Genomic DNA, 25,289 nt, shown 5'->3' on the forward strand with positions numbered 1-25,289 from the left:
ATGATCAGCATGATCCATGGCGGGCTTCATCGCCTGAATCCATATGCGACAGCTTAAAATCCCTTTTCCAGCCATGTTAGCCCCCGGAGCGCCGCATCGTTCCCTGTTCTGGCGAGGCGGATCGGATCCGCTCCGTCCGCCGCTTCCCGGGACGCCGGAGTCCCCCGGGACTCGGAGTGAAGGGGGGCATTTTGACGGGGATGCTGAAGCGGAAGGCGCGGCGGGCGATGTGGTGGGTGTCCGCCCGGCGCCGGACCGGGACAGTTGGCACCTGCTGGGCGGCGCGGGCGAAGAACCACGCCTTGGCGATCTCCACCAGCACCAGGTACAGCACGATCATGCCCAGCAGTGCAAGGAAGAACGGGACGGGAAGGGGATCGAACCCGAGCACGCCCTGCAGCGGCGAGAGGGGCAGGAGGATGCCCAACGCCACCACGCCCAGGGACGCCGTGATCAGCCCGGCGGACGGCCGGCTCCGCACGAACGGCACGCGCCGGGTGCGGATGGCGAAGATGATCAGTGTCTGGGTGGCGATGGACTCGATGAACCAGCCGGCCCGGAACTCCCCCGGTACGGCATCGAACACGAACAGCATCAGGGCAAACGTGGCGAAGTCGAACAGCGAACTGATGGGCCCGAAGAGGAACATGAACCGGCGGATGAAGGCGATGTTCCAGTGCGAGGGGGCGCGGAGCTGTTCTTTGTCCACGCGGTCGCCCGGGATGGCCAGCTGGCCGCTGTCATACAGCAGGTTGTTGAGCAGGATCTGGCCGGGGAGCATGGGCAGGAAGCTCAGCACCACGGACGCGACGGCGGCGCTGAACATGTTGCCGAAGTTGCTGGAGGTGCCCATCAGGACGTACTTGATGGTGTTCGCGAAGATCCGCCGTCCCTCCATCACCCCTTCGGCCAGGACGCCGAGGTCCTTGTCCAGGAGGACGACGTCGGCCGCGTCCTTGGCGACGTCCGTGGCACTGTCCACGGAGATGCCGATGTCCGCCTTGTGCAGGGCGAGGGCGTCGTTGACGCCGTCGCCCATGAACCCGACGGAGCCGCCGCTTTGGCGCAGCAAGGCGATGATGCGGGCTTTTTGTTCGGGCGATACCCGGGCGAAGATGGTGGCCGTCCGGGCGGAGGCGGCAAGGTCGGCGTCGGACAGGGCGTCGATATCCGCCCCGGTGAGTGTGCCACCCGAGATGACGTCCAAGTCGGCGCAGACTTTCTCGGCCACCTTGGCGTTGTCACCCGTGGCGATCTTGACCGAGATGCCCAGTTCCTCCAGCCGGTCCAGCGATTGCCGGGCATTGGCCTTGGGCCGGTCCAGGAATACCAGGAAACCCGCCAGGGTGAGGCCGCGTTCATCGGCCGCGGTGAGCGTGCCCGGTCCGTCGGCCGGGCGGGTGGCGACGGCCACCACCCTGGATCCGGCGTCGAACTGTTCATCCAGCAGGGCCTGCACGGCCGGCGCGACCGGGCCGCACAGGGCGAGGACGTCCTCGGGGGCGCCCTTGGTGACCAGTTGCGGCGGCCCGCCGGCTTCCCGCACCAGCACGGTGGTGCGGCGGCGCTGGTGGTCGAAGCCGATCATGTCCAGCCGCTCGTAACGGCCGGGGTCGAACCCGGAGGCGCCCGGGCTGTCCCAGAGGGCGGCGTCCAGCGGGTTTTGCCCGGCGGAGGTGAGCTTCGCCTCGGTGTAGTCCGCCTCGGTGGCTAGCAGGCCCAGGGTGAGCAGGGCGTCGCCGGGCAGCTCCGCCTTGGCCGGGAGGGCAGCGGTGAAGCTGATTTTCCCTTCGGTGAGGGTGCCGGTTTTGTCCGTGACCAGGATGTCCATGTCCCCGAGGTCCTCGATGCACACCAGCCGCTTGACCAGGACCTTCCGCTTCGCGAGCTGGCGGGTGCCGGTGGCCAGGGAGGTGCTGACGACGGCGGGGAGCAGCTGCGGAGTGATGCCCACCGCGATGGCCAGGGAGAACAGCAGCGATTCGATCAGCGGCCGCTGCAGCAGCAGGTTGGCGATGAAGATGAGCGTGGTGAGTCCGATGGCCACCTGGAGCAGCAGGAAGGAGAACCGTTTGAGGCCCAGCTGGAATTCAGTTTGCGGCTGCCGTTCGCCCAGGCCCAGGGCGATCCGGCCGAATTCGGCCCGGCCGCCGGTGGCCACCACCACGCCGGTGCAGTTGCCGGACTGGATGACGGTGCCCATGAACGCGCAGGAAGAGAGGTCCGCCAGCGCCGCGCCGGCCTGCACGGCGGCGGGGTCCTTGGCGGCGGGCAGGGACTCCCCCGTCAGGATGCTTTCGTCGCAGAGGAGGTTGCCGGTGGCCAGGAGGCGGATGTCCGCCGGGATGATGGCACCCAGGGAGAGATGGACGACGTCGCCGGGCACCAGCGCGGTGACGTCCACTTCCGTGGTGGCTCCGTCGCGGAGCACCACGGCACGGTGGGTGACGCGGTCGTGCAGGGCCTCGGACGCGCGCTCGGCCCGGAACTCGTTGGTGAATCCGAGTCCCACGCTGACCAGGAGGATCACGCCGATGACGATCGAGTTGGTGGCGTCCCCCAGGAAGAGGGACAGCCCGGCGGTGATGAGCAGCAGGATCAGGATGGGGCTGGCGAACTGGCGGCCCAGCACGGCCCACCCGTTGGCCCGGTGGGTGCGGACGGCGTTGGGCCCGATCTCCGCCAGGCGCCGTTCCGCTTCCTCGCCGGTGAGCCCACCCGGACCGGATCCCAGCCGTGCGAGTGCCTGGTCCGTCGTCAGGCCCGCTGCCTCGGTAATGGGCAGCAGGAGGGATGTCCGCTCCTGCACGTTCAGCTCTGGCATCTGGGTCCGTTCGCACACTTGAGTAGTGGATGGATCCAAGAGTACGACGCCGGGCCGACAGTGGCGCTGCACGTGCTCCTATGCCTTTAAGCGGTCGGGACTGACGGCGCTACTTTAGGCTGAGGACCTCATCGATGGGGCGGCCGTTGACGAACACTTGCGCGCTGGTGGCACCGGAGGCGGCCATGGCGGTGTACTCCAGTTGGGCCTTCGCCCGCGGGATGTCGCACACGCCGCCCAGCATGAACTGCCCGGTCAGCCAGATGGTGATGGTGCTGCCGTCCAGCTCACCGGCCACGTACGTCAGGTTCGACTGGTACAGCGCGTTGATCAGTCCGGACAGGCCCACGTCCCGGCTCTTGTTCGCGAGCAGGGTCCCAACGCTGGGGCCCACCTGGTCCGTGAAGCGGACCGGCCCGGTGGTGGTGGCCACCAGGCTGTCGCCGCAGCCGATCTTGGGACCGGACACACCGTTGTCATCGACGGCCACGTAGTAGATGGTCAGCGGGCCCACCTGCTCCGGGAGGCCGGTTGGGCTGGGTTCCTGCGTAGCCGTCGGGCTGGCAGGGGCCGACGAGGGCGGCGCGGCGGCGGTGGTGCCCGGCGCGGCTGCCGTCGTGGCGGGCGTTGTGGTGGCGGCTGTGGAGGTTGGCGCGGCGGAAGGGCTTGCCGTGGCACTCGGGGTGGGGGCCGTCGTCGTACTTGGTGCCGCGGAACTGGTGCTGGGGGACGGGGCCGGCGGGCCAAAGCACCCTGTCAGCATGATCGTGGCGCTAAGCCCCAAAACACTGAGAACCGAAAGCCCGGCCTTGGCCATGATGCCCCCTACTAACGCGGTTCCCGCAGTCGCAGGATCCACTGTTGACGGTACTCCAGGGGGTTACTCCAGAACAGGGACTAAAGTCCGGCGGCTCCTTCCGAGATCCTCCCGAACTAGCTGTCATTTCTTGTCATGCCGTTAACCAGCCATTCATATACTCCTAAAATCCTGTACAAGGGCTGGAAATACGGTGGGAGCCATGGACACCATTTCCCGCAGATCCCTTATCTCCGCCGGCCTCGGGGCCGGCCTGGTCGCCGCATTGCCGGGTGCCGCCGTCGCCGTTTCCACCGCGGACGACGCCGGACTCCGCACCGATCCCTTCATGCTCGGCATCGCGTCGGGCGAGCCCTGGCCGGACGGCTTCGTCCTGTGGACCCGGCTGGCCGTCAACCCGGTAGCGGAGGACGGGCTGGGCGGCATGCCGTCCCGGCCGGTGGCCGTGCAATGGGAAGTTGCCGAGGACGCAGGCATGCGCAGCGTGGTGGCCCGCGGCGTGGAGCAGGCCAGGATCGAGACCGCACACTCGGTGCACGTGGAGTTGCGGGGCCTGAAGCCGGGCCGCGAATACTTCTACCGGTTCCGCACCGGCAAGCACGTCAGCCCGGTGGGACGGACCCTCACCAGCCCCGCCCTGCACGAGACCCCCGCGGCGCTGGCCATGGCGTTCGCCAGCTGCGCGCAGTACGAGCACGGCTACTTCACCGCGTACCGGCGCCTGGCGGAGGACCACCCGGACCTGGTGCTGCACCTGGGCGACTACCTGTACGAGTACAAAAAGGACAGCTACGTGATCGGCGGCGGCAACCCGCGCGACCACGAGGGCCCGGAGACGGTCTCGCTGGCAAGCTACCGCCAGCGGCACGCGCAGTACAAGGCCGACGGCGACCTCCAGGCTGCGCATGCCGCCGCGCCGTGGCTGGTGGTCTGGGATGACCACGAGGTGGACAACAACTGGGCGGACGACGTTCCGGAGAACAAGGACGCCGGCCAGCTCAATGACAGCGTGGAGCATTTCCGCCAGCGCCGGGCCGCCGCGTTCCAGGCGTACTACGAGAACATGCCGCTGCGCCCGTCCTCGCTGCCGGCCGGACCGGATATGAAGATCTACCGCAGGGTCCAGTGGGGCCAGCTCGCCAACTTCCACATGATGGACACCAGGCAGTACCGGGACGACCAGCTGGCAGGCGACGGCTGGCAGAAGAATGTGGCCGAACGGCTTGCCGAGGACCGGACCATCACCGGCGCCGAGCAGGAAAAGTGGCTGCTGGACGGGTTCCGCAGCTCCACCCAGCGCTGGGACATCCTGGGCCAGCAGGTCTTCTTCGCGGAGCGCGACCGGAACAAGGCCCCGGACATCGACGACGTTTCCATGGACGGCTGGGACGGGTACGCCGCCTCCCGCCGCCGCATCACCCAGGGGTGGGTGGACGCGAACGTCCGCAACGCCGTGGTGCTGACGGGCGATGTGCACCGCAACTGGGCCAACGACGTCAAAGTGGACTACAAGGACCCCGCCTCCCCCGTGGTGGGCTCGGAACTGGTGTGCACCTCGATCACCTCCACCGGTGACGGCACCGGCTCCACCACGGATGCCACCATGGCCTGGAACCCGCACCTGAAGTTCTACAACGACAACCGCGGCTACGTGGCCACCCGCATCACCAGGGACGCGATCACCGCGGACTTCCGGGTGTTGGACCACGTGACCACGCCCGGCGCACCGGTGTCCACGAAAGCCTCCTTCGAAATCCGCGACGGCGTTCCCGGGTTGCAGGCGCGGGCCTGACGGGTCCCAAATTACGCCGCCGCCGCCCGGAAGCCCGTTGCGGTGCGCATTGTGTGCGCCGGGGCGCGGGGCTACGATGCTCGCGGGGAGAGGTCCTTAGTCTCGCGAGACTGGAAAGGGCCACGCACATGACCGACTTCTTCACCATGCAGCCCGGCGAGACCGCAGCTCCGCTGCCGCCCGGACCGGTGCTGTGCACCGGGACGGCCGCCATGCGCCGCATCCACCGCTTCTTCCTCTGGGCCTACGGCGAGGCACCGGGACTGGTGCGCTCCGCCGCCCCCGGCGACACTGCCCGGGCATCCTACGTGGGCGAAGTGCTGGGCAACTTCGACAAGGTACTGCATATCCACCACGAAGGCGAAGACCTCCTGATGTACCCGCAACTGAAGGAGCGGGCACCGGCATGCGCACTTCATGTGGGGCAGATGCTCGAGCAGCACAGGCAGGTCACGCAGAGGCTGCAGGCCATAGAGCCGGTCCGGCTGCGCTGGATGCAGACGGCGGATGAGGAGTCCGGCGCGGAACTCGCGGCCCGCTATGAAGACCTGTCCGGAGTCCTCAATGTCCATCTGCGCCGCGAGGTCACGGAGATGATGCCTGTTGCGGACAGGGTGATGACAGAGAAGGAAGCTGCCGCGGTCGGCCAGCACGGGATCCAGGAACTCGACAAGAAATTCCTGGTGGGGTACCTCGGCATGGTGCTTGCGACGAATCCGCGGGAAGACCAGGTTGAACTGTTCAAGGAAATCCCCGCACCCGTCCGGCTTGCCTACAAGCTGGTTGGGCGGCGGATGTACCGGAAACAGTATGCCGCGCTGTTTCCGGGACGGCCCATTCCCCCAACGCTCTAGGCCTCTTGGCCGGGTACGACGGCGGGCGGCCGGCGTGGGTGCCGGCCGCCCGCCGTCGTTATTGCTGTCAGGGGTTAGGCGTTGCTTCAGGGGCTAGAGGCAGACGGGCTGGAACGCCGGGTCCGCCGGGCCGGACGGCTGGCCCAGGGCGTTGCCCACGAGCTGGTGAACCACGGGATCATTGGGCGTTTGATCGTGTTCGAAGACGTCCGCCGGGCACTTGTTCTGGATGGTGATGTTGGTGACCTGCCGCGCACTCCCATTCAGGAATTGGCTGTTGTACGGGATGACCACCTCGTCGTGGGTGGTGGAGATGACCGTGTAGGCGGGACCGGCCACGGTGTCGCCGACGGAGTTGAGTTCCTGCATGAACGGCGAGCCTGCCTGCTGGTCGGCGCAGGCGGCGCAGCCGGCGGCCGTGTAGTCGGGAGTGGGAACCAGGTCCGGCGGCGGCAGGATCACGCCTTTGGTGCCGTGGTTGGACGGGGCGATGCCGACGAGCTGGTGGACGTACTTGGCGCCGCCGAGGAACCCCATGTAGTAACGGGGCATCATGCCGCCCTGGCTGTGGCCCACCAGGTCCACCTGCTTGGCGCCGGTGGCGGAGCGGACAGAGTCCACGAACGGGGCGAGTTCCTTGGCGGAATCCTTGACCGGAGCGGTGGCGTAAACACCGTTGGTGGCGCCGTAGTTGAGGGCGAAGACGCAGTAGCCCTGGCTCTTGAGGTAGGGCGACATGGTGGACCAGTTCTTCTCCATGCTCTCGAACGTGCCGGGAACAAGGATGACCGGATAGGGATGCTCTGCAGATGGCTTGCAGGTCCAGTCGTTGGCGCCCGGCGGGGAGACATCAACGGCCTGGGCAGGGACTGCCACCAGGGAGGACGCAAGGACAGCGGCTGCTGCAACGGACAGGGCCCGGGTTAGGAGTGACATGGAAACCTCTTTGTTCGTCAGTCTGCGGGGCGCCGGGCCTCATGGTTTTGGGGATCCATGAGGCCAGGCCGAGGTTTTCCATGCTTGCAGCGATGCCTTCCCTGCGCAGCGGAACTGCACGGACGTGCGGCCAAAATCCCGTTCCTGCAGCGCGGCCATGTACACCTGATGTGACCCACGGCACAGGTATTGTTACTGGTGAGTAGCCATTTTTGGTCTTATCGCGGCGTGGACGGGCTCCCAGCGGCGTTTGCACAAATGTGCAGTATTGCGGCTCGCGCCGAGATCGCCGGAGCGGTGTCCGGGTCGCCGGAGCGGTGCGAACTCGCCGGAACGTTCCGGCGGGCTCGCACCGCTCCGGCGATCTCGAGGGCTGGCGGATTCAGGGCGGCCGGGATCCAGGCGGGGCGTAGACAGCGTCAGGCCAGCAGCCAGCGCTTCCAGCGAGGCTGCTCGGGTGGCGGCGTCGGTTCCGGTTCCGGCTCCTCGCCCAACGCCATCGCGGCCTGGACGAGGTCGTCAGCGGTGAGCGTCATGACGGCCTCCCGGTCGAGCGCGTCGAGGCTTTGGTCCTTGTCGAGGGAGAGCCGCAGCGCCTGCCTGTTGAGCGCTTGCTCGAACAGCGTGCGGGCGAACCGTGCGTTGCCGGAGTCTTCGCCGGCGTGGAGCCCGGTGAAGATGCGGCGCAGCATCTGGTCCGCGTCCGGCTCCAGGATGTACTCGTGCTGGGCCAGCATCTGGCTGAAGATGGCCAGGAGCGCGTCCACGGAGTAGTCCGGGAACGTGATCTCGCGGGCGAACCGGGAGCGGAGTCCGGGGTTGGAGAGCAGGAAAGCCTCCATCAGCCGCGGGTACCCGGCCACGATCACCACCAGGCGGTGGCGGTGGTCCTCCATGCGTTTGAGCAGGACCTCGATGGCTTCCGGGCCGAAGTCCATCCGGCCGTCCTCCGGGGCCAGCGCATAGGCCTCGTCGATGAACAGGACGCCGTCCAGTGCGCGCCGGATCACCCGGTCCGTCTTGATCGCGGTCTGGCCGACGTATTGCCCCACCAGGCCCGAACGGTCCACCTCGACCAGGTGGCCCTTCTGCAGCAGGCCCACCGCCCGGTACATCTCGGCCAGGAGCCGCGCCACGGTGGTTTTGCCCGTACCGGGGTTTCCGAGGAACACCAGGTGCTGTGAGGTGGCCACTTCCGGCAGGCCGTGCGCCTTGCGGCGCGCCTGGACCTGGAGCAGTGCGACCAGGGCACGCACCTGTTCCTTGACGGTTTCCAGTCCCACCAGCGCATCGAGCTCGGCTTGCAGCTCGGACAGCGGCCGCGCCGGCCCGGGCCTGGCACCCATGAGGTCGCCGACGAGGTCGTCGACGCGTTCCGAACCGGGCAGCTTGAGTTGATCGGCGAGGTGGCCGATGGTTTCACGCAGGTCATCGAGCGGGTTGCGGCTGAGAGCCATGCCTCCACTGTAGACCTCGATTCGCCACCAGGGCGGATGGGTCATGGGTGCGCTGGAGGATGGGGAGCACGCGCGGGGTTCTGTCTGGCGGACAGATCAGGGTGCCGACCGCGAACCTGTGTCCGTGCTCTGCCCTGTGGTCGGGACGAAGGTCCAGTCGAACGAACCGTCACCGTGCAGCGTCAGCCGGAGAAACCCGTGGGTGTCGCTGAACCGCTTGGCGATGTATTTTGGGCTGCTGGTGAACGGGCGGAGGGTGCGGCCTCCCGTTGAAACCTGGAAGGCTGTCATGCCGTCATCGACGCACGTATCCGCATTATCCACGGGGCAGGACCGCTCGTAGTTGTGTTGTGAGGCCGACAGGGTCAGCCGGACCCGGTGCTTCCACATCACGTTGATCCAGGGCTTATGGTTTGCGGCCCGCTCATGTTCGTCCGTGTCCGACGTGAAGTAGGGCTCGTGGTAGACCACCGCAAGGTGTTTGCCTGCTGCCCTGGCGGCACCGAGGTCAGTGTCCAGCCATGTTGTCGCGGCGGAAGCCGCTGCCTTGTCGTACCGCCACAGCCCGGAGGGCAGGAATGCGAAGTGCCAGTTCCCAAAGTCCTTTGAATACGGTTTTTCGTTGGGAATGAAGCCCCTTTCCTCGTTGATGGCCGCTTTCGCGTCCGAGCCCGGGCACTGGCCGTTCATGAAATCATCAAGGTCTTCGTTGCGGCCCGGTTGCCAGTCGTGGTTGGGGGCGGACACCCAGTACAGCTTGGGCATCGTGCCGCCCCACAGCTGCGTCCAGTAGTCCACGTAGTCCCGGCAGTAGGCGGTGTCGTACTGGAAGTCGCCGAGCCCGAGGAACGCATCGATCTCATTGCCCTTAACCAGCCGGGAGATGGCCGCACCGTTCCGGCCAGACCTGCTGTCCGGGTCCGCGTTCCCCTCGGGGTTCATGTCCCCGACGGCGGCGATCCGGACATCCGCCGCGGGGCCCGCGGTGCCGCCGGGCGGGCCAGGAGGTTCCGGGGCACCGGTGCAGCCCGCGGCGGCGGCCACCAGGAGGGCCGCAGCGATTGCGGCAACACCTCGAACGCGCTTGCGGTACGTCAACCCCACGAGGACCATGATCCTCCTCACCGAGCGCTAAAGGGAGGCGCCGCCGCAGATCACGTAGTTTTGGCCGGTGATGGACTTGCCATGCGGACCCAGCAGGAACGCGGCCAGGGCGGCCACATCCTCCGGGTCCACCAGGGCGCCCAGTGCAGGCAGCTTCACCGGAGTGGCGGCGCGGCCCGGGTCGTTCAGCATCGGGGTGTCGGTCGGCCCCGGGGAGAGCACGTTCACCGTGATCCCCCGCGGCGCGAGTTCCTGCGCCCACGTCCGGCCGAGCCCCATCAGCGCCGCCTTCGTCGCGGCGTAGTGGCTCTTACCCGGCATCCCCGTGGAGGTGCGGCTGCCCAGCAGGACGATCCGGCCGCCGTCGGGCATGGACGGCACCAGTTCGTTCGCCAGCACCGACGCGGCCGCAACGTGGACCGTGAACATCCCCGCCAGCGCCGCCGGGTCAAGGGAGCCAAGGTGCGCGGTGCGCTGGAATCCTGCGGCATGAACCAACGCGTCAACGGACCCCAGCCCGGCCAGGACATCCGGCAACGATTCGGGCTCCGAGAGATCGGCCTGGCGCCACGCGAACTTCCCGACCAGCGAAGACCCGGTCCGACTCAGGCCGGTCACCTGCCACCCGTCGGCCAGGAGCCGCTCCGCTATCGCCTTGCCGATCCCCGAGCTGGTGCCGGTGACCACCGCGTGCCGGGTCATGAGTCCCCGCCCGGCGTGGTGGCGCCCTCGTAGGCCCACTGCGGGTCGATCCGGACGAACTTGATGGCCTGCCGGAAGTATGTGTAGGCGATGTTGAGGGCGCCGTCCGGGCCTTGGTGGATGGACGGATACGAGTACTCGCGGTTGAGCCCGTCACGGGAGTTGTTGGACAGGCAGTACCCGTCCCCCACGTCCAGGTTCCGGCGGATCGGCCACGTCCGGCCTGAATCCTCGGAGATGGCCAGCGTCATAGGTGAGCGCGGCGTCCCCCAGAAGGCGCGCTTCACGCCGTCGTCCGGAACAGAAGCATCCGGCTCGGCCACCTGCCCCTGTTCGTCGGCCAGGCCGTCGTCGTCAATCTCGTCGTAGAGGGACAGCCGCCGTTCGGTGCCCTCCCCCGCCCGGCTGTGGTTGTACACCAGGGCAAGGCGGCCGTCGGCGAGCGCGGTGAATTGGATGGAGGAGTTGTTGTTCGGCAGCTCGGTGGGGACGGGCTCGCTCCAGGTGGTGCCGTCGTCCGTGGAGCGGGATTCGTAGATCGAGTCGGCCCAGCGGCTGCGGAACAGGGCCAGCAGGGAGCCGTCGGCCACGGGCTGGATGTTCATGTGAACGCAGCCCAGGCTGCCGGGAAGCACGGTTTCGGTCCAGGTGGCGCCGGCGTCGTCGGAGATCATCACGGCGCTGTCGTCGCTGTTGCCCACCCACTTTTCGCCAGGCGTGGTGATGCAGCGGAAGATCGGGATGATCAGCCGGCCGGACGGGAGCACCACGGGCAGCTGGCGGACGAACACGCCGCCGGTCTCGTTGGCCGGGAACAGGGTCTCCACCTCACCCCAGGTGCGGCCGCTGTCCAGGGAGATACGACGGCGGACCTCGGCGGTGTCCTGGTTGCCCGCCTTCTGCGCGGTGTACAGCAGCCACAGGGCTTTGTCCGGCGCAACGAACAGGATGGGGTTTTGCTCGGACCGGGTGGAGTCATCCGAAAGCTGGACGGCGTCGGACCACTGCCTGCTGCCGGGCTCCAGGGTGGAGAACCAGATGGAGATGTCCGGCACGCCTTCCTGGGTGCCGCCGAACCACACACAGCCTAAACGGCCGTCGGGAAGGGTAAGCAGGTTGGCTGCGTGGCTCTGCACGGTGGGTGCGGGCAGGTAGGCGAAGTCGGCGCCGTCGGCCGTCTTGACCGCCCCGTCCGGGGTGATGGTGTTGTACGCGTCGGTTGTGGTGTTCTGCATGGGATTAGCTCTCCTTGGTGCCGGCATCGGAGCGGGCAGCGTCGAGGTGGGACTTGGCGATCTGTTCCAGGTGCGTCAGGTCCGAGGCCACGGTGGTGAACGTGTAGCCCTGCCGCAGCCGCTGGTTGGCAACTGTGCCGGCGGCCGTGTGGATGCCGGCGGCGATCCCCGCGGAGGCCGCTGCCTCGGCGATGGTTTCCAGTGCGGCGTTGAATTCGGTTTCGACGGCGGGATCCCCGGGGAAGGCCCCGCCCACCGCAATGCAGAGGTCGGAGGGGCCAACGTAGATGCCGTCCAGGCCGGGGGTGGCGCATATTTCCTTGACGTTGGCCAGGCCCTCGGGGGTCTCGATCATGGCGAACACCAGGGTGGTGGCATTCGCCTCGGCCGGGACGGGCCCGATCCGCAAGGCCGAACGCATGGGGCCGTAGGAGCGGCCGCCCAGCGGCGGGTACTTTGCTGCCGCCACGGCCGCGGCTGCGTCTTCGGCGTTGTTGATGAGCGGAACGATGACCCCCACGGCGCCGGCGTCCAGTGCCTTGCCGATCGCGGTGAAGTCGTTGGCCTCCACCCGGACCATGCCGACGGCGGTGTGCCCGGCGTCGATCGCCATCAGCCCGTTGAGCACGCCGGAGTAGCCCAGCAGGCCGTGCTGCGCGTCCAGGGCCACGTAGTCGTAGCCGAGCCGGCCGATGCGTTCGGTGGCCACGGGCGCGTCCAGCACCGCCCAATAGCCCACCGCCTGCTCACGGGCGCGGATCTTGCGGGCGAATTCGAGGGCCAGTTGGGAGGTCATCAGAGTCCTTCAGTTTCGTAATCGGTTCAGTCGGGAGGAATGGTCAGCGGTTGTAGGCGGGCATAGGGCCGCGCAGCGAGGTACCCACGGCGTCGCAGGCGTCCACGACGTCGGCCGGCAGCGGCCCGTTGGCCACGGCGGCGATGTTGGCGCGCAGCTGTTCCACCTTGGAGCCGCCCAGCAGCATCGAGCCCACACCCTTGCGGTAGGCGAGCCAGCGCAGCGACAATTCTGCGAGGGTCACGTCCGCGTCGGCGGCGATCCGGGACAGCTCGCCGATCGCGTCGAACAGTTGCTTGTCCCAGTACCGCTGCGTGTACATGGCCGCGAGCTTGGAATCGCCGTAGCGGCCCTCGGTGGGCTTGGCGTCGAAGCTGTGCTTGCCGGTGAGAAGGCCGCCGCCCAGCGGGTTGTAGACCATGGTGTGCATGTCATGGGTGGCGGCAAATTCGAGGTATTCCTCCTCCAGCCGGCGCGCCACCAGGTTGTAGAGCTGCTGCGCGACGACGGGCTGCGGCGCCCCCACTTCGCGTGCCGTGTGGATGACATCGGCGATCTGCCAGGCGGCGAAGTTGGACACGCCCAGCGCCCCGATTTTGCCCTCGGCGACCAGGGCCGCCACGGTGGAGAGCGTTTCGGCCAGCGGCGTGGCCCGGTCCGGCTGGTGCAGATAGAAGAGGTCGAGGCTGTCCACGCCCAGCCTGCGCAGGCTGCCTTCAACGCTGGCGCGCAGCCCCGCCGCGGAGAGCGGTGCATTGGAGCCGTGGTCCGCGTGCGGCATGCCGGCCTTCGAAGCCAGGATGACGGCGTCGCGCTTTCCTTTCAAAAGGCGTGCGAGCATCTCCTCCGTGGTGCCGCCAACGTAGGCGTTGGCGGTGTCGATGGTGGTGATGCCGGCGGCGAGCGCTTCTTCCACCATCCGGCCCGCGGTGGCCTCGTCAGCGGTGTCGCCGAACGTCATGGTCCCCAGGACCAGCCGGGAGATGGGTAGTTCCAGGCCGTCCACCTGGGTGCCGTTGGGCTGCGTGCTCATGCGTTGATTCCTCGTGGTTGCGTGTGTCAAAGGGTCAGGGCTGGTTGGCGAGCGCCAGGGAGCGGACGATGTGCCGCGGCTTCAGGCCGGTCATGGTGGAGGGGTCCAGGGCCGCGCGGCGGAGTTTGCGGGTGTAGTCCTCCTTGGGGGCGGTCAGGACGTCGGCGGTGGGGCCGAGTTCCACGAGCTTGCCGCGCTGCATCACCATGACGGTATCGCTGATTTCCTGCACCACGCCAAGGTTGTGCGAGATGAACACGTAGGTGATGCCGGTTTCGTCCTGGATGGACTTGAGGAGCCGCAGCACCTGTGCCTGGACAGAGACGTCCAGGGCGCTGGTGGCTTCGTCGCAGACCAGCAGTTGGGGCTTGGAGGCCAGCGCCCGGGCGATCCCGATGCGCTGGCGCTGGCCGCCGGAGAATTCGCCGGGGTGCTTGTCCAGGGACCGGACCGGCAGGCCCACCTGGTCAATCAGCTTCGCCGCCGCCGCATGCCGTTCGGCCTTGGAGCGGACTCCCTGCAGCTTCAGCGGCTCGGCCACGATTTCCTGCGCGGTCATGTGCGGGTCCAGGGAGCCGTATGGATCCTGGAACACCATCTGGAACTTGGAGCGCATGGGCCGCAGCTTCGCTTCGCTCATGGCCGCGATGTCCGTCCCGTCCAGGTTGATGGACCCGCTGGTGGGGGTCACCAGCCGCATCAGGGCCTTGGCGATGGTGGATTTGCCGCAGCCGGATTCACCCACCACGGCGATCGTCTTGCCTTTGTCCACGGAGAAGGAGACGTCGTCCACGGCGCGGAAGGTACCGCCGGGGACGTGGTAGTCCACCACCAGGTTGTCGACGGCGAGGAACGGCTTAGTCATGGCGTGCTCCAGTAGTGGTCAGGGTGGAGTTGGGGGTTTCGTCCCACGGCCCCAGTACGGGCACCGCGGCCAGCAGGGTGCGGGTGTACTCGGTGGCGGGGTGGTCCACGATCTGCTGGACCTCGCCGGATTCGACGAAGGACCCGTCCTTCATCACGTGGATCCTGTCAGAGATGAGCCGGGCCACGCCGAGGTCGTGCGTGATCATCAGGATGCCGATGCCACGCTGTTCCTGCAGTTCCAGCAGCAGGTCCAGGATGCCGCCCTGCACCGTGACGTCCAGGGCCGATGTCGGCTCGTCCGCCACCAGCAATTGCGGCTCGGAAGCCAAAGCGATGGCTATGAGCACGCGCTGCAGCATGCCGCCGGAGAGCTGGTGCGGGTACTTCTTCAGTTGCTTCTCCGGCGTGGGGATGTGCACCTGTTCCAGCAGCCGCACGGCCCGGGCCTGCAGCGCGCCCTTGTCCTTGGCGGAGGCGGCGCCGGCGATCCGGATAGCCTCGAACAGCTGGCTGCCGATCGAGTGCACGGGGCTCAGTGCCGTCATCGGGTCCTGCGGGATCAGCGCCAGCGTCCTGCCACGCACCTTGTCGATGGCCTTGGGGTCGGCGGAGATGTCGACGCCGTCAATCAGCACGGTGCCGGACAGGACCGCCAGGTCCTCGGGCAGCAGGCGGAGGATGCCCATCGCCGTCGTGGACTTGCCTGAACCGGACTCGCCGATAATGGTGACCGTCTCGCCCCGGTGGATGCTGAAGCTGACGGAGTCCACGGCGCGGATGATGCCGGCGTCCGTGATCAGTTCCACCTGGAAGTCGCGGACCTCCAGCAGCGGCTGCTCGGTGAACGTGGGGGAAACAGACATGTCAGGCACCCTTCTTCTTGCGGCGGGGACGGTCGCGGAGGCCGTCGCCCAGCAGGTTGACGCCTACCACCATGAGCACGATCACCAGGCCGGGCAGGGTGACCATCCACCAGGAGGTGGTGATGTAGTCCTGGCCGTCGGAGATGATCCGGCCCCAGGTGGCGAAGGGGCGCTGGGGGCCGGCACCGAGGAAGGACAGCGCGGATTCGAGCAGCACGGCCTGCGCCAGCAGGAGCAGCACCACCAGGGTTGCCTGCTTGATGACGTTGGGGATGATATGCCGGATCAGGATCTGGATGCGGTGCAGGCCCAGGATCCGGGCGGCGGAGACGTACGGCTTTTCGCGTTCCACCAGGACCATGGAGCGGGTCAGGCGGGCCACCTCGGGCCACTGCGCGATGGCGATCACGAACGTGATCACGGGGATGGAGGGGCCGAAGAGGGCCACCACCAGCAGCAGCATCATCAGCAGCGGCAGGGACATCTGGGCTTCGAGGAGACGGGAGACAATGGTGTCCACCCAGCCGCCGAAGTAGCCGGCGGCGGAGCCGAGGATCACGCCGATGGCCCCTGAGACCAGGACTGCCAGCAGGCCGATGGTCAGCGAGACCTGGCCGCCGTGCAGGACGCGGGAGAGCAGGTCGCGGCCCAGCTGGTCGGTACCGAACAGGTGGCCGTCGGTGAGCGGGGGCAGGCGCCGGGCGGCGAGGTCCTGGAAGTTGGCGTCCGGGAGCGGGAGCACGTTGGCCAGGATGATCGGGATGATCACCAGCAGGGTGCAGATGGCGCCGACCACCAGTTTCCATTGCGCGGCTTTCCGACGTCGGGTGGCGCCGGCCCGGGCAAGGTCCGCCTTGGTGACGGCGCTGGGGCTTGGCTGCCGGGTTGGCGCGCCGGTGCTTCCGGACGGGCCGGCGGGGGTTGCGGTGTGGAGGCTCATGCTGTGGCCGCCTTTCCGAGACGAACGCGGGGATCAAGGAGCGGGTAGGCGAGGTCGATCAGCAGCTGCACGCCTACGGCCAGGAGCGCGGTGATGAGGACCGTGGCCTGGATGAGGGGGTAGTCGCGGGTTTCCAGGGCCCGGACGATCAGGGAGCCGACGCCGGGCCAGGCGAACACCACTTCCACCACCACCACGCCGTTGAGCATCGCGGCGAACCGGGTGCCCAGTGCGGTGAAGACGGGGATGGCGGAGTTGCCCATGGCGTAGCGCCAGGTGAGCACGGAGTTCTTCACGCCGCGGGAGCGGGCCACGGTGAGGTACGGGGCGGCCAGGTTGTTGGTCATCTCGCGGCGCACCATGCGGGAGATCAGCGCGATCTGCAGGATGGCGATGGTGACGGTGGGCAGGACCAGGCCGCCCCAGGTGGCGAAGCCGGAGGCCGGAAAGAGGGGGACCAGCACGGCGAACCCGGTGAGCAGCATGATGCCGGTCCAGAAATCGGGCATGGACTGCCCGGCGATGGTGAGCACGTTGACGCCGAATTCGCGGCCGGTGTCAGGGCGGCGGGACATCCACACCCCCAGCGGGATGGCGACGACGGCGGTCAGCAGGATTGCCGACGTCGCCAGGGTCAGGGTGTAGGGCAGGCGTTCGAAGACCACCTGCATGGCCGGCGCCTGGAACGAGTAGGACTGGCCGAGGTTGCCGCTGAACAGTTGCTGCAGGAAGATCCAGTACTGCTCCAGGAGGGGCTTGTCCAGGCCGAACTGTTCGCGCACCTTGGCGAGCTGTTCGGAAGTGGCCAGCGGACCGGCGTAGGAGACGGCGGGGTCGCCGGGGGCCATGCGGATCAGGATGAACACGGTGGATACCGTAAGGAACACGGTGAGCAGGCCTTGTCCCAGGCGTTTGAGGATGTAGTTCGTCATGGCTTAGGCCTCCAGCCGGACATCAACGAGGGGGTAGGAGTTGGTGGGTGCCAGGTTGATCCCGGACACCCGTTCCCGGTGGGCCAGGACGGACTTGGGCACGAACGCCCAGGCGCAGGGCCAGGTGTCCCAGACTGCCTGCTGGGCGTCGTTGAGCAGTTGCGTCCTGCGCGCCGGGTCCGCCTCGGCGGAAGCGGCCTGGATCTTGGCGGTGACCTCGGGGATGACGTACCCCTGGTAGGTGTCGCGGGTGGCTTCCTTTTCCGGGGTGCCGGCGTACATGCCCTGGAGCATGGTGATGGCCAGGCCGGTGGGGCTGGGGTAGCCGTTGGCCAGCAGGTCCCAGTCGCCCTGTTTGCCCTGGCGCCAGGCCATGATGTTGCCGCCGGGTTCGAACTGCTGGAGCTCGGCCTTGACGCCGATCTTGCCGAACATTTCAACCAGGGCTTCCATCACGGAGGTGTCGGAGGCGAATTCGCCGGTTTCCCAGATGATCTTCAGGGTGAGGTCCTTGACGCCAAGTTCTGCAAGGGTGGCCTTGGCCTTCTCGGGGTCGTAGACGTATTCGCCGGTCTTGTAGTAGCCGGTGAGGCTGGATGGGGTGACGCCTGCGGCCTGGGTGACGGAGTCCACCAGGACGTCCTTCACCAGGGACTGTCCGTCGATGGCCATGCTGAGGGCCTGGCGGACGCGGGGGTTGGCCAGCGGGTGGCCGGCGGGCTTGCGGAAATTGAAGAAGATCTGGTTGAGGCGCAGGCTCGAGGCTTCCTGCAGCGTGACGCCGGGCAGGCCTGCGAGCTGTTCGCGGGAGTCTGGGGTGATGGAGTCGATGACGTCCACCTCGCCGCTGCGCAGGGCGATGACGCGGCTGGATTCCTCAGGGAGGAAACGGACCTCCACGTTGTCGATGTGCGGCGCGGGACCCCAGTAGTTCTTGTTGCGTTCCAAGCTGTAGGTGCCGGCACCACGGTTGTACTTGGTGACAACATAAGGACCGGTGCCCAGGCCTTCCTGGAGTTCCTCCGGTTTGTTCTGTGCGGCCGGGGTTATCAGGATCATGCTCATCAGTGAGTCCAGGATGGGGACCGGCTTCTTGGTGACCATCCTGAACGTGCGGTCATCCACGGGGACAACCTCGGGGAATTCGGGGAAGAACCCGGCCACGAAGGAGCCCTGGACCTGCTTGTACATCTTCAGGGCGGTGGAGACGTCCTCCACAGTGACGGGGCTGTTGTCCGAGTAGCGGATGCCGTCGCGGAGCCGGACGGTCCATTCGGTGGGGCCGGTCATCTCGAAGCGTTCGGCCAGGACCAGGACGGGCTTGGTTTCGGGGCCGATGGCGGTGAGTCCCTGGCGGACCGAGCGTTGCACGGTGACGGCTGCGTCAAACTGGTTGAGCTTGTTGTCCAGGCTGACCAGGGACCGGTTGAGGGCCAGGGTCAGGGTGCTGGGTCCGGGGAGTCCGGTGGGGCCGGCGCAGCCGGCCAGGCTGCCGGTGCCCAGCAGAAACCCGGCGGCCGCACCGAACTGAAGGAGGCGGCGGCGGGAAATCTCACTTCCTTGAGGAAGAACGGTCATCGTTGACCTCTCGGTAGATCGGGGATGGCGGGCTGCCGGAATGGCTGCGCCGAATGTTGTGTCCATCACTTTGCCACTCCTGCGCAAATTGCGCAACCTATCTAGCGCGATTCGCGCAACCATGTCATGATGATGGAAAGCTTCCCGCTGATTGGCGGGTTCCAGCCGACTATGACGAGAGGAGCACCGTGGCTTCCGTATTTGTGCAGGCCGACGACTTCTCCGGCGCCGCCGAGGTTGGCTATTGCTTTGTGGAACATGGGCTGACTGCGCAGGTCATTCTCGCCGCGGGTGCGTCTTTCGGAACGCACGACGGCGGCCCCTCCTTTGCGGGAGAGGTCACCGACGTGGTGGTCGCCGATACACACTCCCGTGGCCTGTCCGGGGCCGAGGCTGAGGCGTTGGTGAAGGAGGCGTTCTCCGGTCCCGAGGCCTCTGCCGCACAGGTGCAGTTCAAGAAGATGGATTCCCTGTGGCGCGGCAACATCCAGGCTGAGGTGTCGGCCTTGGCCAGCCTTGGATTCCACGCCGTGATTGCGGGCGCACTCCCCCAGCTGCAGCGCACAGTACTCGGTGGCAAGCCGCTGGCTGCCGGCACTCCCCTGGCGGAAACGGACTTCTGGGAGGCCGAGCTGTCGGCCCCGCCAGTCGATGTTCCTTCATTGCTGGCCCCGGCGGATCCGTCCTCTGTGCGCTCCGTTGATCTGGCTGCGGTCCGCTCCGGATCCCTGGCTGCGAAGCTCGCCGGGCTGCTCGAACCCGAGCGGCCGCAGCTCGTGGTGGTGGACGGCGAGACCGTCCGGGACCTGGAGAACACCGTGGACGCCCTGCTGGAACTGGAGTTCCGGGCGGGCGGACGCCGCATCGTGCTGGTCGGAACCGGCGGGGCGGCCGATGTTCTCGCCCAGCGGCTCAGCACACGACTTGCGCGAAATGCGCAACCTGTGGCAACGGCTGACGCAACCACCGCGGAACCGCAGGAGGCACCCGGGCCGGTGCTCGCCGTCGTCGGCTCCGCTTCACAGACCGCGCAGGCGCAACTGGCTGCCCTTGAAGCCCAAGGGTTCACGGTGGTCCGGCTGCACCCGCTCTACGCCGGTGCGGACGGCGCCTACGTGTCCCAACTGGCCCAGGTTTCGGCGGATTTGCGGTCAGGTGCCCGCGTGATCATCACGTTGGCGGCCCAGAAAGTGGACCCGTCCGCCTCGACCCGCATCGTGCAGGCGCTGGCAAGGTTCGCCGCCGAGGCCGTCAAGGGAACTGGGGCCGACCTGATCCTCACCGGCGGTGAGACGGCCAGGGAAGTCCTGGACGCCGTCGGCCGCTCCAGCTTGGTGCCGCTCGCGGCGGTGCAGCACGGAGCCGTGCTGAGCCGCGCGGACGACGGGACGCTGGTGGGCACCAAGCCCGGCAGCTTCGGCGACCACCTGGCCCTCCTTCAGCTGTATGACGAAATCCGGAAGCGCCGCGGCCAGGCCGCCGCAGCTTCCACCCAAACCCTTTCCCACAAGACTTCCGAAGAATCTGGAGCAACAATGACTGACGAATCAACGCACAACCAGCCCCTCCCCTACGTGGCCGTGACCATGGGCGACGGCGCCGGAGTTGGCCCCGAGGTGGTGGTGGCCGCCGTGCTGGATCCGCAGAGCAACGCCGAGTGCCGGCCCGTGGTGATCGGCGACGCGCTGCGGCTGCGCCAGGCGGCGGAGACCCTGGGCGTCGAGGCGGACATCCGGCCGATCGAGGATGTGGACGATGCTGTGTTCACGCCGGGCCGGGTGAACGTGATCGACCTGACGCTGCTGCCGGCGGACCTGCCGTGGGGCCAGCTCTCGCCCGTGGCCGGGCATGCCGCCTACGAATACATCCGGGTGGCCAGCGAGCTGGCGATGGCCGGGAAGGTGCAAGCCATTTGCACCGCGCCGCTGAACAAGGAGGCGCTGCACGCCGCCGGGCACATCTACCCCGGGCACACCGAGCTGCTGGCGCACCTGACCGGCACGGAGGAAGTGTCCATGATGCTCTCCACGCCCAAGATCAGGGTGATCCACGTGACCACGCACATCGGCCTGGTGGATGCCATCCGCAAGATCAACCCGGACCTGGTGGAGCGGACCATCCGCCGCGGCCACGAGGCGCTGGTGCGGGCGGGCATCCCCAACCCGAAGATCGGCGTGTGCGCCATCAACCCGCACGCCGGCGAGAACGGCCTGTTCGGGCAGGGCGAGGAAGCGGAGAAGATCGAGCCGGGCGTGAAGGCGGCGCAGGCGGACGGGATCAACGCCGTGGGCCCGCTGCCCGCGGACACGCTGTTCTTCCTGGCCGGCCGCGGTGATTACGACCTGGTGGTGGCCATGTACCACGACCAGGGGCACGGACCGGTGAAAGTGCTGGGGATCGAGGCAGGCGTGAACATCACGGTGGGCCTGCCGGTGATCCGGACCTCCGTGGACCACGGCACCGCGTTCGACATCGCGGGCAAGGCCATCGCCGATTCCCGGTCCATGGTGGAGGCGCTGCACCAGGCGGCAGAAATGGCCACCCGGCCGGCCCACGTTGGTTGAGCCAGTCGAAACCCATCGGTGACTAGCATGGGTACCACTGCCACCGCCATGCCCACGGGAAGGAGACCGGGAATGCTCAGCGCAAACGCGCGGCGCGAGGAGATCTACCACCTTGCCGTGACCACCGGCCTCGCGTCCGTGGAGGAGCTCTCGGCGAAGTTCGAGGTGACGGCGTCCACCATCCGCCGCGACCTGGCGTTGCTGAACGGGCAGGGCCGCCTGGCCCGCACCTACGGCGGGGCAATGGCGCTGGGCGCGCACCCAGAGGCGTCGCTGCGGCAACGCACTGGTGAGGCGTTCGAGCAGAAGCATGCGATCGCCCGGTGGGCGGCCTCGGTAATCCAGCCCGGGGAGAGCATCCTGCTCGACGCCGGCTCCACCGCAGGTGCCCTGGCGCACGAGCTGCGCGGGTTTGACCGGTTGTCGGTCACGACGCCGGGGATCAACACGCTGCAGGAGCTGGCCGAATGCGATGGCATCGAGGTGGACTGCCTGGGCGGCCGGTTGCGCAGTGTTTCCCAGAGTTTCGTCGGCCCGCTGGCGGAGGCGGCGCTGGAACGGATGAGCTTTGACCGCGTCTTCCTGGGGGCGGACGCCGTCACCGCCGACGACGGCATCTGCGAGGCCGACCACGCCCAGACCCGCCTCAAGGAGCTCATGGCCCGGCGCGGGCGTTCCGTCTACGTTTTGGCCGACTCCTCCAAGCTGGGCCTGCGGCCCTTCCACGCTTGGGTGCGGCTGGCGTTGCCGTGGACTTTGGTGACGGACGACGGCGCCGACCCTGCCCAGGTGCAGAAGTTCCGGGACGCGGGGGTCAGCGTTGAGGTGGCTGCGGTTTCCGGTGGTTGAGCGTTCCCCGGACGGCTGCGTGGCTGTGGAGACACCTCGACCAACCGCAGCATCCGTCCGTTGTGATGCTAATCCCCTTGCAGCTCGCCGCGGACCAGCTGCCGCGTGACGTCCGTGAGCAAGTCAACGCCGCGCAATGCATCGTCATCGAGCGTGTATTCGGCCTCGTTGTGCGAGATGCCTTCGACGCTGGGAACGAATAGCATGACGGTGGGGACCACGTCCTTCATGTTGGTGGAATCGTGCCCGGCGACGGTCATCACGTCCCGGTGGCTGTAGCCAAGGCTCTCTGCGCTTGACCTGGCCAGTTCAGCCCCCTTGGACTGGTAGGACACCACGCCCCAGTTGTGGGTGAGGTCCAGGCGGATCTCCGTCCGGGAATCTGCTTCGGCGTCGACAATCCTCTTGCCCAGCCGTTCCATGGCCAGGCCCAGGACGGACTCATCGGGGGAACGCAGGTCCAGGTTCATCAGCACCTGGCGGGCGACGGTGACCGGCGAGTTCGGCAGGACATAAAGCTCCGATACCGATGTGTGCAGCTGCCCCGGCTCGAATTCCGCGGCCAGTTCACGGGCGGCGGCGATGACCAGCGCGGCCCCGTACAGGGCGTCGCGGCGGTCCTCCATGCGGGTCGCGCCAGTGTGCGACTGGGCTCCATCCACCGTTACCCGGTACTTGCTGGCTGCCCAGGTACGGTCCACGATCCCTACTTGGGTGCCGGTTTCTTCAAGGTTCCTGCCCTGTTCGATGTGGATCTCGGCATAGCATGCCACGTCGGCGAGGACCGGGGCGTTCGCTTGCGGGGTGGCATGGCCGTCCGCCAAGGCCTCCGCCACAGTGATTCCGGCAGGATCTGCGGTGGCAAGCGCGTCGCCCAGCGGCAGTTTCCCGGTGAAGACCGAGCTTCCCATCATGCTGGGCGCGAAGCGGCTGCCTTCCTCGTTGAACCAGTTCACAACGGCCAGGTTGCAGGTGGGGTGGAGCTTGCCGGCCCGGGCTTCCGCAGCGACGCGGGCGCCTGCATGGGCCGCTGCGAGAACGCCGTAGGCCCCGTCGTACCGGCCGGCCAGCGGCTGGGAGTCCAGGTGTGAGCCGACCAGCACATAGGGGGCGCCGGCGACCAGGTCCAGGGTGCCGAACTGGTTGCCTGCCCCGTCCACTGATTCGGCATAGCCATGCCGGGCCAGCCACTGGCTGAACCACGCCCGCGTGGCGTGGTCTGCGGCCGTGCCGGCCTGCCGGTCCACGCCTCCCCCGGGCGTGGCGCCGAAGCCTGACATCGTGGCGAAGTCTGCAAGGAACTCGTTGTGTGCGGTGTTCATGGGGTTTCCTTCCCTGTCAGTGCGGCATCCAGGTCTGTGGCGCGGACCGGCGCCGGCAGATTTTCCTCGCCGAAGCGGATCTGACCGCCCACCATGGTGGCGAGCACGCGCGTGGCTGAGATGTTTGAGGGGTCGACGGCGGTGGGGTCCTGGTCCAGGAACACGAGGTCCGCCAAGTACCCCGGTGCCAGGCGCCCCTTGATGTGGCCGGTTCCGGTCGCGGCGGCCGATCCGGTGGTGTACGCAGCGAGCGCCTGGGCTGCTGTGATCCTTTCGTCCGGGCCGTATACGTCGCCCGAAGGGGTCAGCCGCTCCACGAAAGACTGCATGACGTCCAGGGGCCGGCCGTTGGAGACGGGCCGGTCCGAACTTCCCGGCAGCGTAATCCCCCGCGCCAGCAGGCCCCTGGCAGGGTAGGACCAGGTGGTGCGCTTGGGGCCCAGCAGGCGGGCCATGCCATCTCCGAATTCGGTGATGAAGTGCGGCTGCGGGACCAGCACGATGCCGGCCCGGGCTATCCGGTCAAGCTGATCGGGGCGGACAACTCCGCCATGCTCGATCCGGTTGGGTTGTGCGTTGGCCCCGAACTTTTCCTGCGCCTCCGTAATGATGTCAATGGCGTGGTCGATTGCGTGGTCGCCGATGGCATGCATCGCAATCGCCCAGCCAGCACGGTAGGCGCTGAGCGCCGACTCTCGCAGCTGCTCCGCGTCCATTTGCAGATAGCCGTGGTTATGGGTGCAGCCGACATAGTGCTCGGTCATGTAGGCCGTGCTGCCCAGGAGCGAACCGTCGCTAAAGATCTTCACCGGTCCCAAGCGCAGCCAATCGTCGCCCAGGCCGGTGCGGATTCCGGCGTCGAGGCCAATGGAGGCCGGATCATCGGCGTGGCCGGGCACATCGTGGAGGGCATCCATGACCAGCATTGGCTGCATCCTGACGCTCAGCAGCCCCTTGTCGCGGGCGTTCTGGTACGCGGCGAACTCCCGCGGCGAATAACCGATCCAGCCACCGGCGATGCCCGCATCGGTGACGCTGGTAATTCCTTCGGACAGATAGTGTGACGTGGCCAGATCCAGTGCGCGTTCAATGGTCTCCAGCGGATACGGCAGCAGGATGTCCTGCACCAGCCGCATGGCGTTTTCCTCCAACAGCCCCGTCGGCAGGCCATCTTCGCCCATGACGACGACGCCGCCTTCGATCGGTGCACTGAGATCGGCATGGGCGGCCACCCGCTCCAGTGCTACGCCGTTGAGCGTGCAGGCGTGGCCGGAAGAATGTTTGATCCACACTGGACGTCCCCCCGCCGCCGCATCCAGCCGGTCCTTGTCCGGTTGCTGGCCGTCGAGCAGCAGCGGGCTGTAGCCCGCTGCCACGACCCACTCCCCCGGGGCCATCCCGGCGGCGGCCTCAGCGATGATCCGGTACAGCTCGTCCAGGTTCGCCGCTGCCCCTGCGTTGGCCTCCATCAGCCCCAGGCCGAACCAGACGCTGTGCGCGTGGACGTCATTGAATCCAGGGACAATCGTGGTTCCGGCGGCATCAATGGTCCTGAGGGCATGGCCGCAGAGACCGGCGTCGGGATCCACATCAAGGATTTTGCCGTCGTGAATGAGCAGGCTTGTCGCGGTGGGGCGGGAGGCATCCTGGGTCAGTATGTGTGCATTGCGAATCAGGAGATCGACGGGCATGGATCCTCTTTGCTAGGGTCCCCGGGCCTTTCCGGGGGTTGGAACCGCGGCCTGTACGTGCCGCTCCGTCCATTCAACTCTGTGATATCGCTGCCTTCAATGGATATAAAACGCTGTTTTATGGCCGAAATTT

20 protein-coding genes are annotated in these 25,289 nt (G+C 67.4%); 4 read left to right on the plus strand and 16 right to left on the minus strand.

The annotated features are described in order from the left end of the window. Window positions 1–76: 76 nt before the first annotated feature. Both mgtA and C563_RS22565 read right to left on the minus strand, forming a co-directional pair. Window positions 77–2,824: a magnesium-translocating P-type ATPase gene (gene mgtA, locus C563_RS0110480; protein ID WP_018762005.1), complete on the minus strand. Its 2,748-nt coding sequence runs from the start codon at window positions 2,822–2,824 to the stop codon at window positions 77–79. Between the two features lie 109 nt (window positions 2,825–2,933). Further along, on the minus strand, window positions 2,934–3,641 hold the full coding sequence (locus tag C563_RS22565) for a hypothetical protein (protein WP_196803326.1): 708 nt from the start codon (window positions 3,639–3,641) through the stop codon (window positions 2,934–2,936). Window positions 3,642–3,843: 202 nt separating this feature from the next. Here C563_RS22565 and C563_RS0110490 point away from each other — a divergent pair, with 202 nt between their 5' ends. After that, window positions 3,844–5,433, plus strand: coding sequence for an alkaline phosphatase D family protein (locus tag C563_RS0110490; protein WP_018762007.1), 1,590 nt, complete (start codon window positions 3,844–3,846; stop codon window positions 5,431–5,433). Window positions 5,434–5,561: 128 nt separating this feature from the next. Then, on the plus strand, window positions 5,562–6,287 hold the full coding sequence (locus tag C563_RS0110495) for a hemerythrin domain-containing protein (RefSeq protein WP_018762008.1): 726 nt from the start codon (window positions 5,562–5,564) through the stop codon (window positions 6,285–6,287). Between the two features lie 93 nt (window positions 6,288–6,380). Here C563_RS0110495 and C563_RS0110500 read toward each other — a convergent pair whose 3' ends face one another. The 12 genes from C563_RS0110500 to C563_RS0110555 form a co-directional block, all read right to left on the minus strand. Continuing rightward, window positions 6,381–7,223, minus strand: a complete 843-nt coding sequence (locus C563_RS0110500; protein WP_018762009.1) for an esterase/lipase family protein — start codon at window positions 7,221–7,223, stop codon at window positions 6,381–6,383. 419 nt (window positions 7,224–7,642) lie between these two features. Further along, window positions 7,643–8,680 (minus strand): AAA family ATPase, encoded by a 1,038-nt coding sequence (locus C563_RS0110505; RefSeq protein WP_018762010.1) that lies wholly within the window; start codon window positions 8,678–8,680, stop codon window positions 7,643–7,645. Window positions 8,681–8,776: 96 nt separating this feature from the next. Then, window positions 8,777–9,793, minus strand: a complete 1,017-nt coding sequence (locus C563_RS0110510; protein WP_018762011.1) for a hypothetical protein — start codon at window positions 9,791–9,793, stop codon at window positions 8,777–8,779. A gap of 18 nt (window positions 9,794–9,811) precedes the next feature. Further along, complete coding sequence (locus C563_RS0110515; RefSeq protein WP_018762012.1) at window positions 9,812–10,486, minus strand: SDR family NAD(P)-dependent oxidoreductase; 675 nt, start codon at window positions 10,484–10,486, stop codon at window positions 9,812–9,814. Next, window positions 10,483–11,721, minus strand: a complete 1,239-nt coding sequence (locus C563_RS0110520; RefSeq protein ID WP_018762013.1) for a sialidase family protein — start codon at window positions 11,719–11,721, stop codon at window positions 10,483–10,485. Before C563_RS0110520 ends, C563_RS0110515 begins: the two co-directional genes overlap by 4 nt. Before the next feature lie 4 nt (window positions 11,722–11,725). Then, a complete protein-coding gene (locus C563_RS0110525) occupies window positions 11,726–12,517 on the minus strand; it encodes an HpcH/HpaI aldolase family protein (RefSeq protein ID WP_018762014.1) in 792 nt (263 codons plus the stop codon). A gap of 43 nt (window positions 12,518–12,560) precedes the next feature. Next, window positions 12,561–13,550 carry an aldo/keto reductase gene (locus C563_RS0110530; protein WP_018762015.1) on the minus strand — a complete coding sequence of 330 codons (990 nt, stop codon included), beginning with the start codon at window positions 13,548–13,550 and terminating at the stop codon, window positions 12,561–12,563. Window positions 13,551–13,584: 34 nt separating this feature from the next. Further along, entirely contained in the window at window positions 13,585–14,415 is an 831-nt protein-coding gene (locus tag C563_RS21075) for an ATP-binding cassette domain-containing protein (RefSeq protein ID WP_018762016.1), read from the minus strand. Then, a complete protein-coding gene (locus C563_RS21080; protein WP_051083469.1) occupies window positions 14,408–15,280 on the minus strand; it encodes an ABC transporter ATP-binding protein in 873 nt (290 codons plus the stop codon). Before C563_RS21080 ends, C563_RS21075 begins: the two co-directional genes overlap by 8 nt. A gap of 1 nt (window position 15,281) precedes the next feature. Continuing rightward, window positions 15,282–16,220, minus strand: coding sequence for an ABC transporter permease (locus C563_RS0110545; protein WP_018762018.1), 939 nt, complete (start codon window positions 16,218–16,220; stop codon window positions 15,282–15,284). After that, window positions 16,217–17,152, minus strand: a complete 936-nt coding sequence (locus C563_RS0110550) for an ABC transporter permease (protein ID WP_018762019.1) — start codon at window positions 17,150–17,152, stop codon at window positions 16,217–16,219. The genes C563_RS0110545 and C563_RS0110550 overlap by 4 nt, the downstream gene beginning before the upstream one ends. Window positions 17,153–17,155: 3 nt before the next feature. Then, window positions 17,156–18,730 (minus strand): ABC transporter substrate-binding protein, encoded by a 1,575-nt coding sequence (locus C563_RS0110555; RefSeq protein WP_018762020.1) that lies wholly within the window; start codon window positions 18,728–18,730, stop codon window positions 17,156–17,158. Window positions 18,731–18,918: 188 nt separating this feature from the next. On the opposite strand from C563_RS0110555, the gene pdxA reads away from it, so the two are divergent. Both pdxA and C563_RS0110565 read left to right on the plus strand, forming a co-directional pair. Continuing rightward, a complete protein-coding gene (pdxA, locus tag C563_RS0110560) occupies window positions 18,919–21,294 on the plus strand; it encodes a 4-hydroxythreonine-4-phosphate dehydrogenase PdxA (protein WP_018762021.1) in 2,376 nt (791 codons plus the stop codon). A gap of 72 nt (window positions 21,295–21,366) precedes the next feature. After that, window positions 21,367–22,143 (plus strand): DeoR/GlpR family DNA-binding transcription regulator, encoded by a 777-nt coding sequence (locus C563_RS0110565; RefSeq protein ID WP_018762022.1) that lies wholly within the window; start codon window positions 21,367–21,369, stop codon window positions 22,141–22,143. A 68-nt stretch (window positions 22,144–22,211) separates the two neighbouring features. Here the strand turns inward: C563_RS0110565 and C563_RS0110570 are convergent, their stop codons facing one another. Next, window positions 22,212–23,465: a M20 family metallo-hydrolase gene (locus C563_RS0110570; protein WP_018762023.1), complete on the minus strand. Its 1,254-nt coding sequence runs from the start codon at window positions 23,463–23,465 to the stop codon at window positions 22,212–22,214. Beyond that, a complete protein-coding gene (locus C563_RS0110575; RefSeq protein WP_018762024.1) occupies window positions 23,462–25,156 on the minus strand; it encodes an amidohydrolase in 1,695 nt (564 codons plus the stop codon). The genes C563_RS0110570 and C563_RS0110575 overlap by 4 nt, the downstream gene beginning before the upstream one ends. Between the last annotated feature and the right edge of the window lie 133 nt (window positions 25,157–25,289).

It is taken from the genome of Arthrobacter sp. 135MFCol5.1, assembly GCF_000374865.1.
GTDB lineage: Bacteria > Actinomycetota > Actinomycetes > Actinomycetales > Micrococcaceae > Arthrobacter.

Bases quoted from the DNA above. Each gene is read 5' to 3' on its own strand.
- C563_RS0110495 (WP_018762008.1), top strand. From the start codon at position 5,562: ATGACCGACTTCTTCACCATGCAGCCCGGCGAGACCGCAGCTCCGCTG.
- C563_RS0110545 (WP_018762018.1), bottom strand. From the start codon at position 16,220: ATGAGCCTCCACACCGCAACCCCCGCCGGCCCGTCCGGAAGCACCGGC.
- C563_RS0110570 (WP_018762023.1), bottom strand. From the start codon at position 23,465: ATGAACACCGCACACAACGAGTTCCTTGCAGACTTCGCCACGATGTCA.
- C563_RS0110565 (WP_018762022.1), top strand. From the start codon at position 21,367: ATGCTCAGCGCAAACGCGCGGCGCGAGGAGATCTACCACCTTGCCGTG.
- mgtA (WP_018762005.1), bottom strand. From the start codon at position 2,824: ATGCCAGAGCTGAACGTGCAGGAGCGGACATCCCTCCTGCTGCCCATT.
- C563_RS0110575 (WP_018762024.1), bottom strand. From the start codon at position 25,156: ATGCCCGTCGATCTCCTGATTCGCAATGCACACATACTGACCCAGGAT.
- C563_RS22565 (WP_196803326.1), bottom strand. From the start codon at position 3,641: ATGGCCAAGGCCGGGCTTTCGGTTCTCAGTGTTTTGGGGCTTAGCGCC.
- C563_RS0110505 (WP_018762010.1), bottom strand. From the start codon at position 8,680: ATGGCTCTCAGCCGCAACCCGCTCGATGACCTGCGTGAAACCATCGGC.
- C563_RS0110525 (WP_018762014.1), bottom strand. From the start codon at position 12,517: ATGACCTCCCAACTGGCCCTCGAATTCGCCCGCAAGATCCGCGCCCGT.
- C563_RS0110515 (WP_018762012.1), bottom strand. From the start codon at position 10,486: ATGACCCGGCACGCGGTGGTCACCGGCACCAGCTCGGGGATCGGCAAG.
- C563_RS21080 (WP_051083469.1), bottom strand. From the start codon at position 15,280: ATGTCTGTTTCCCCCACGTTCACCGAGCAGCCGCTGCTGGAGGTCCGC.
- C563_RS0110530 (WP_018762015.1), bottom strand. From the start codon at position 13,550: ATGAGCACGCAGCCCAACGGCACCCAGGTGGACGGCCTGGAACTACCC.
- C563_RS0110555 (WP_018762020.1), bottom strand. From the start codon at position 18,730: ATGACCGTTCTTCCTCAAGGAAGTGAGATTTCCCGCCGCCGCCTCCTT.
- C563_RS0110550 (WP_018762019.1), bottom strand. From the start codon at position 17,152: ATGACGAACTACATCCTCAAACGCCTGGGACAAGGCCTGCTCACCGTG.
- C563_RS0110520 (WP_018762013.1), bottom strand. From the start codon at position 11,721: ATGCAGAACACCACAACCGACGCGTACAACACCATCACCCCGGACGGG.
- C563_RS21075 (WP_018762016.1), bottom strand. From the start codon at position 14,415: ATGACTAAGCCGTTCCTCGCCGTCGACAACCTGGTGGTGGACTACCAC.
- C563_RS0110510 (WP_018762011.1), bottom strand. From the start codon at position 9,793: ATGGTCCTCGTGGGGTTGACGTACCGCAAGCGCGTTCGAGGTGTTGCC.
- C563_RS0110490 (WP_018762007.1), top strand. From the start codon at position 3,844: ATGGACACCATTTCCCGCAGATCCCTTATCTCCGCCGGCCTCGGGGCC.
- C563_RS0110500 (WP_018762009.1), bottom strand. From the start codon at position 7,223: ATGTCACTCCTAACCCGGGCCCTGTCCGTTGCAGCAGCCGCTGTCCTT.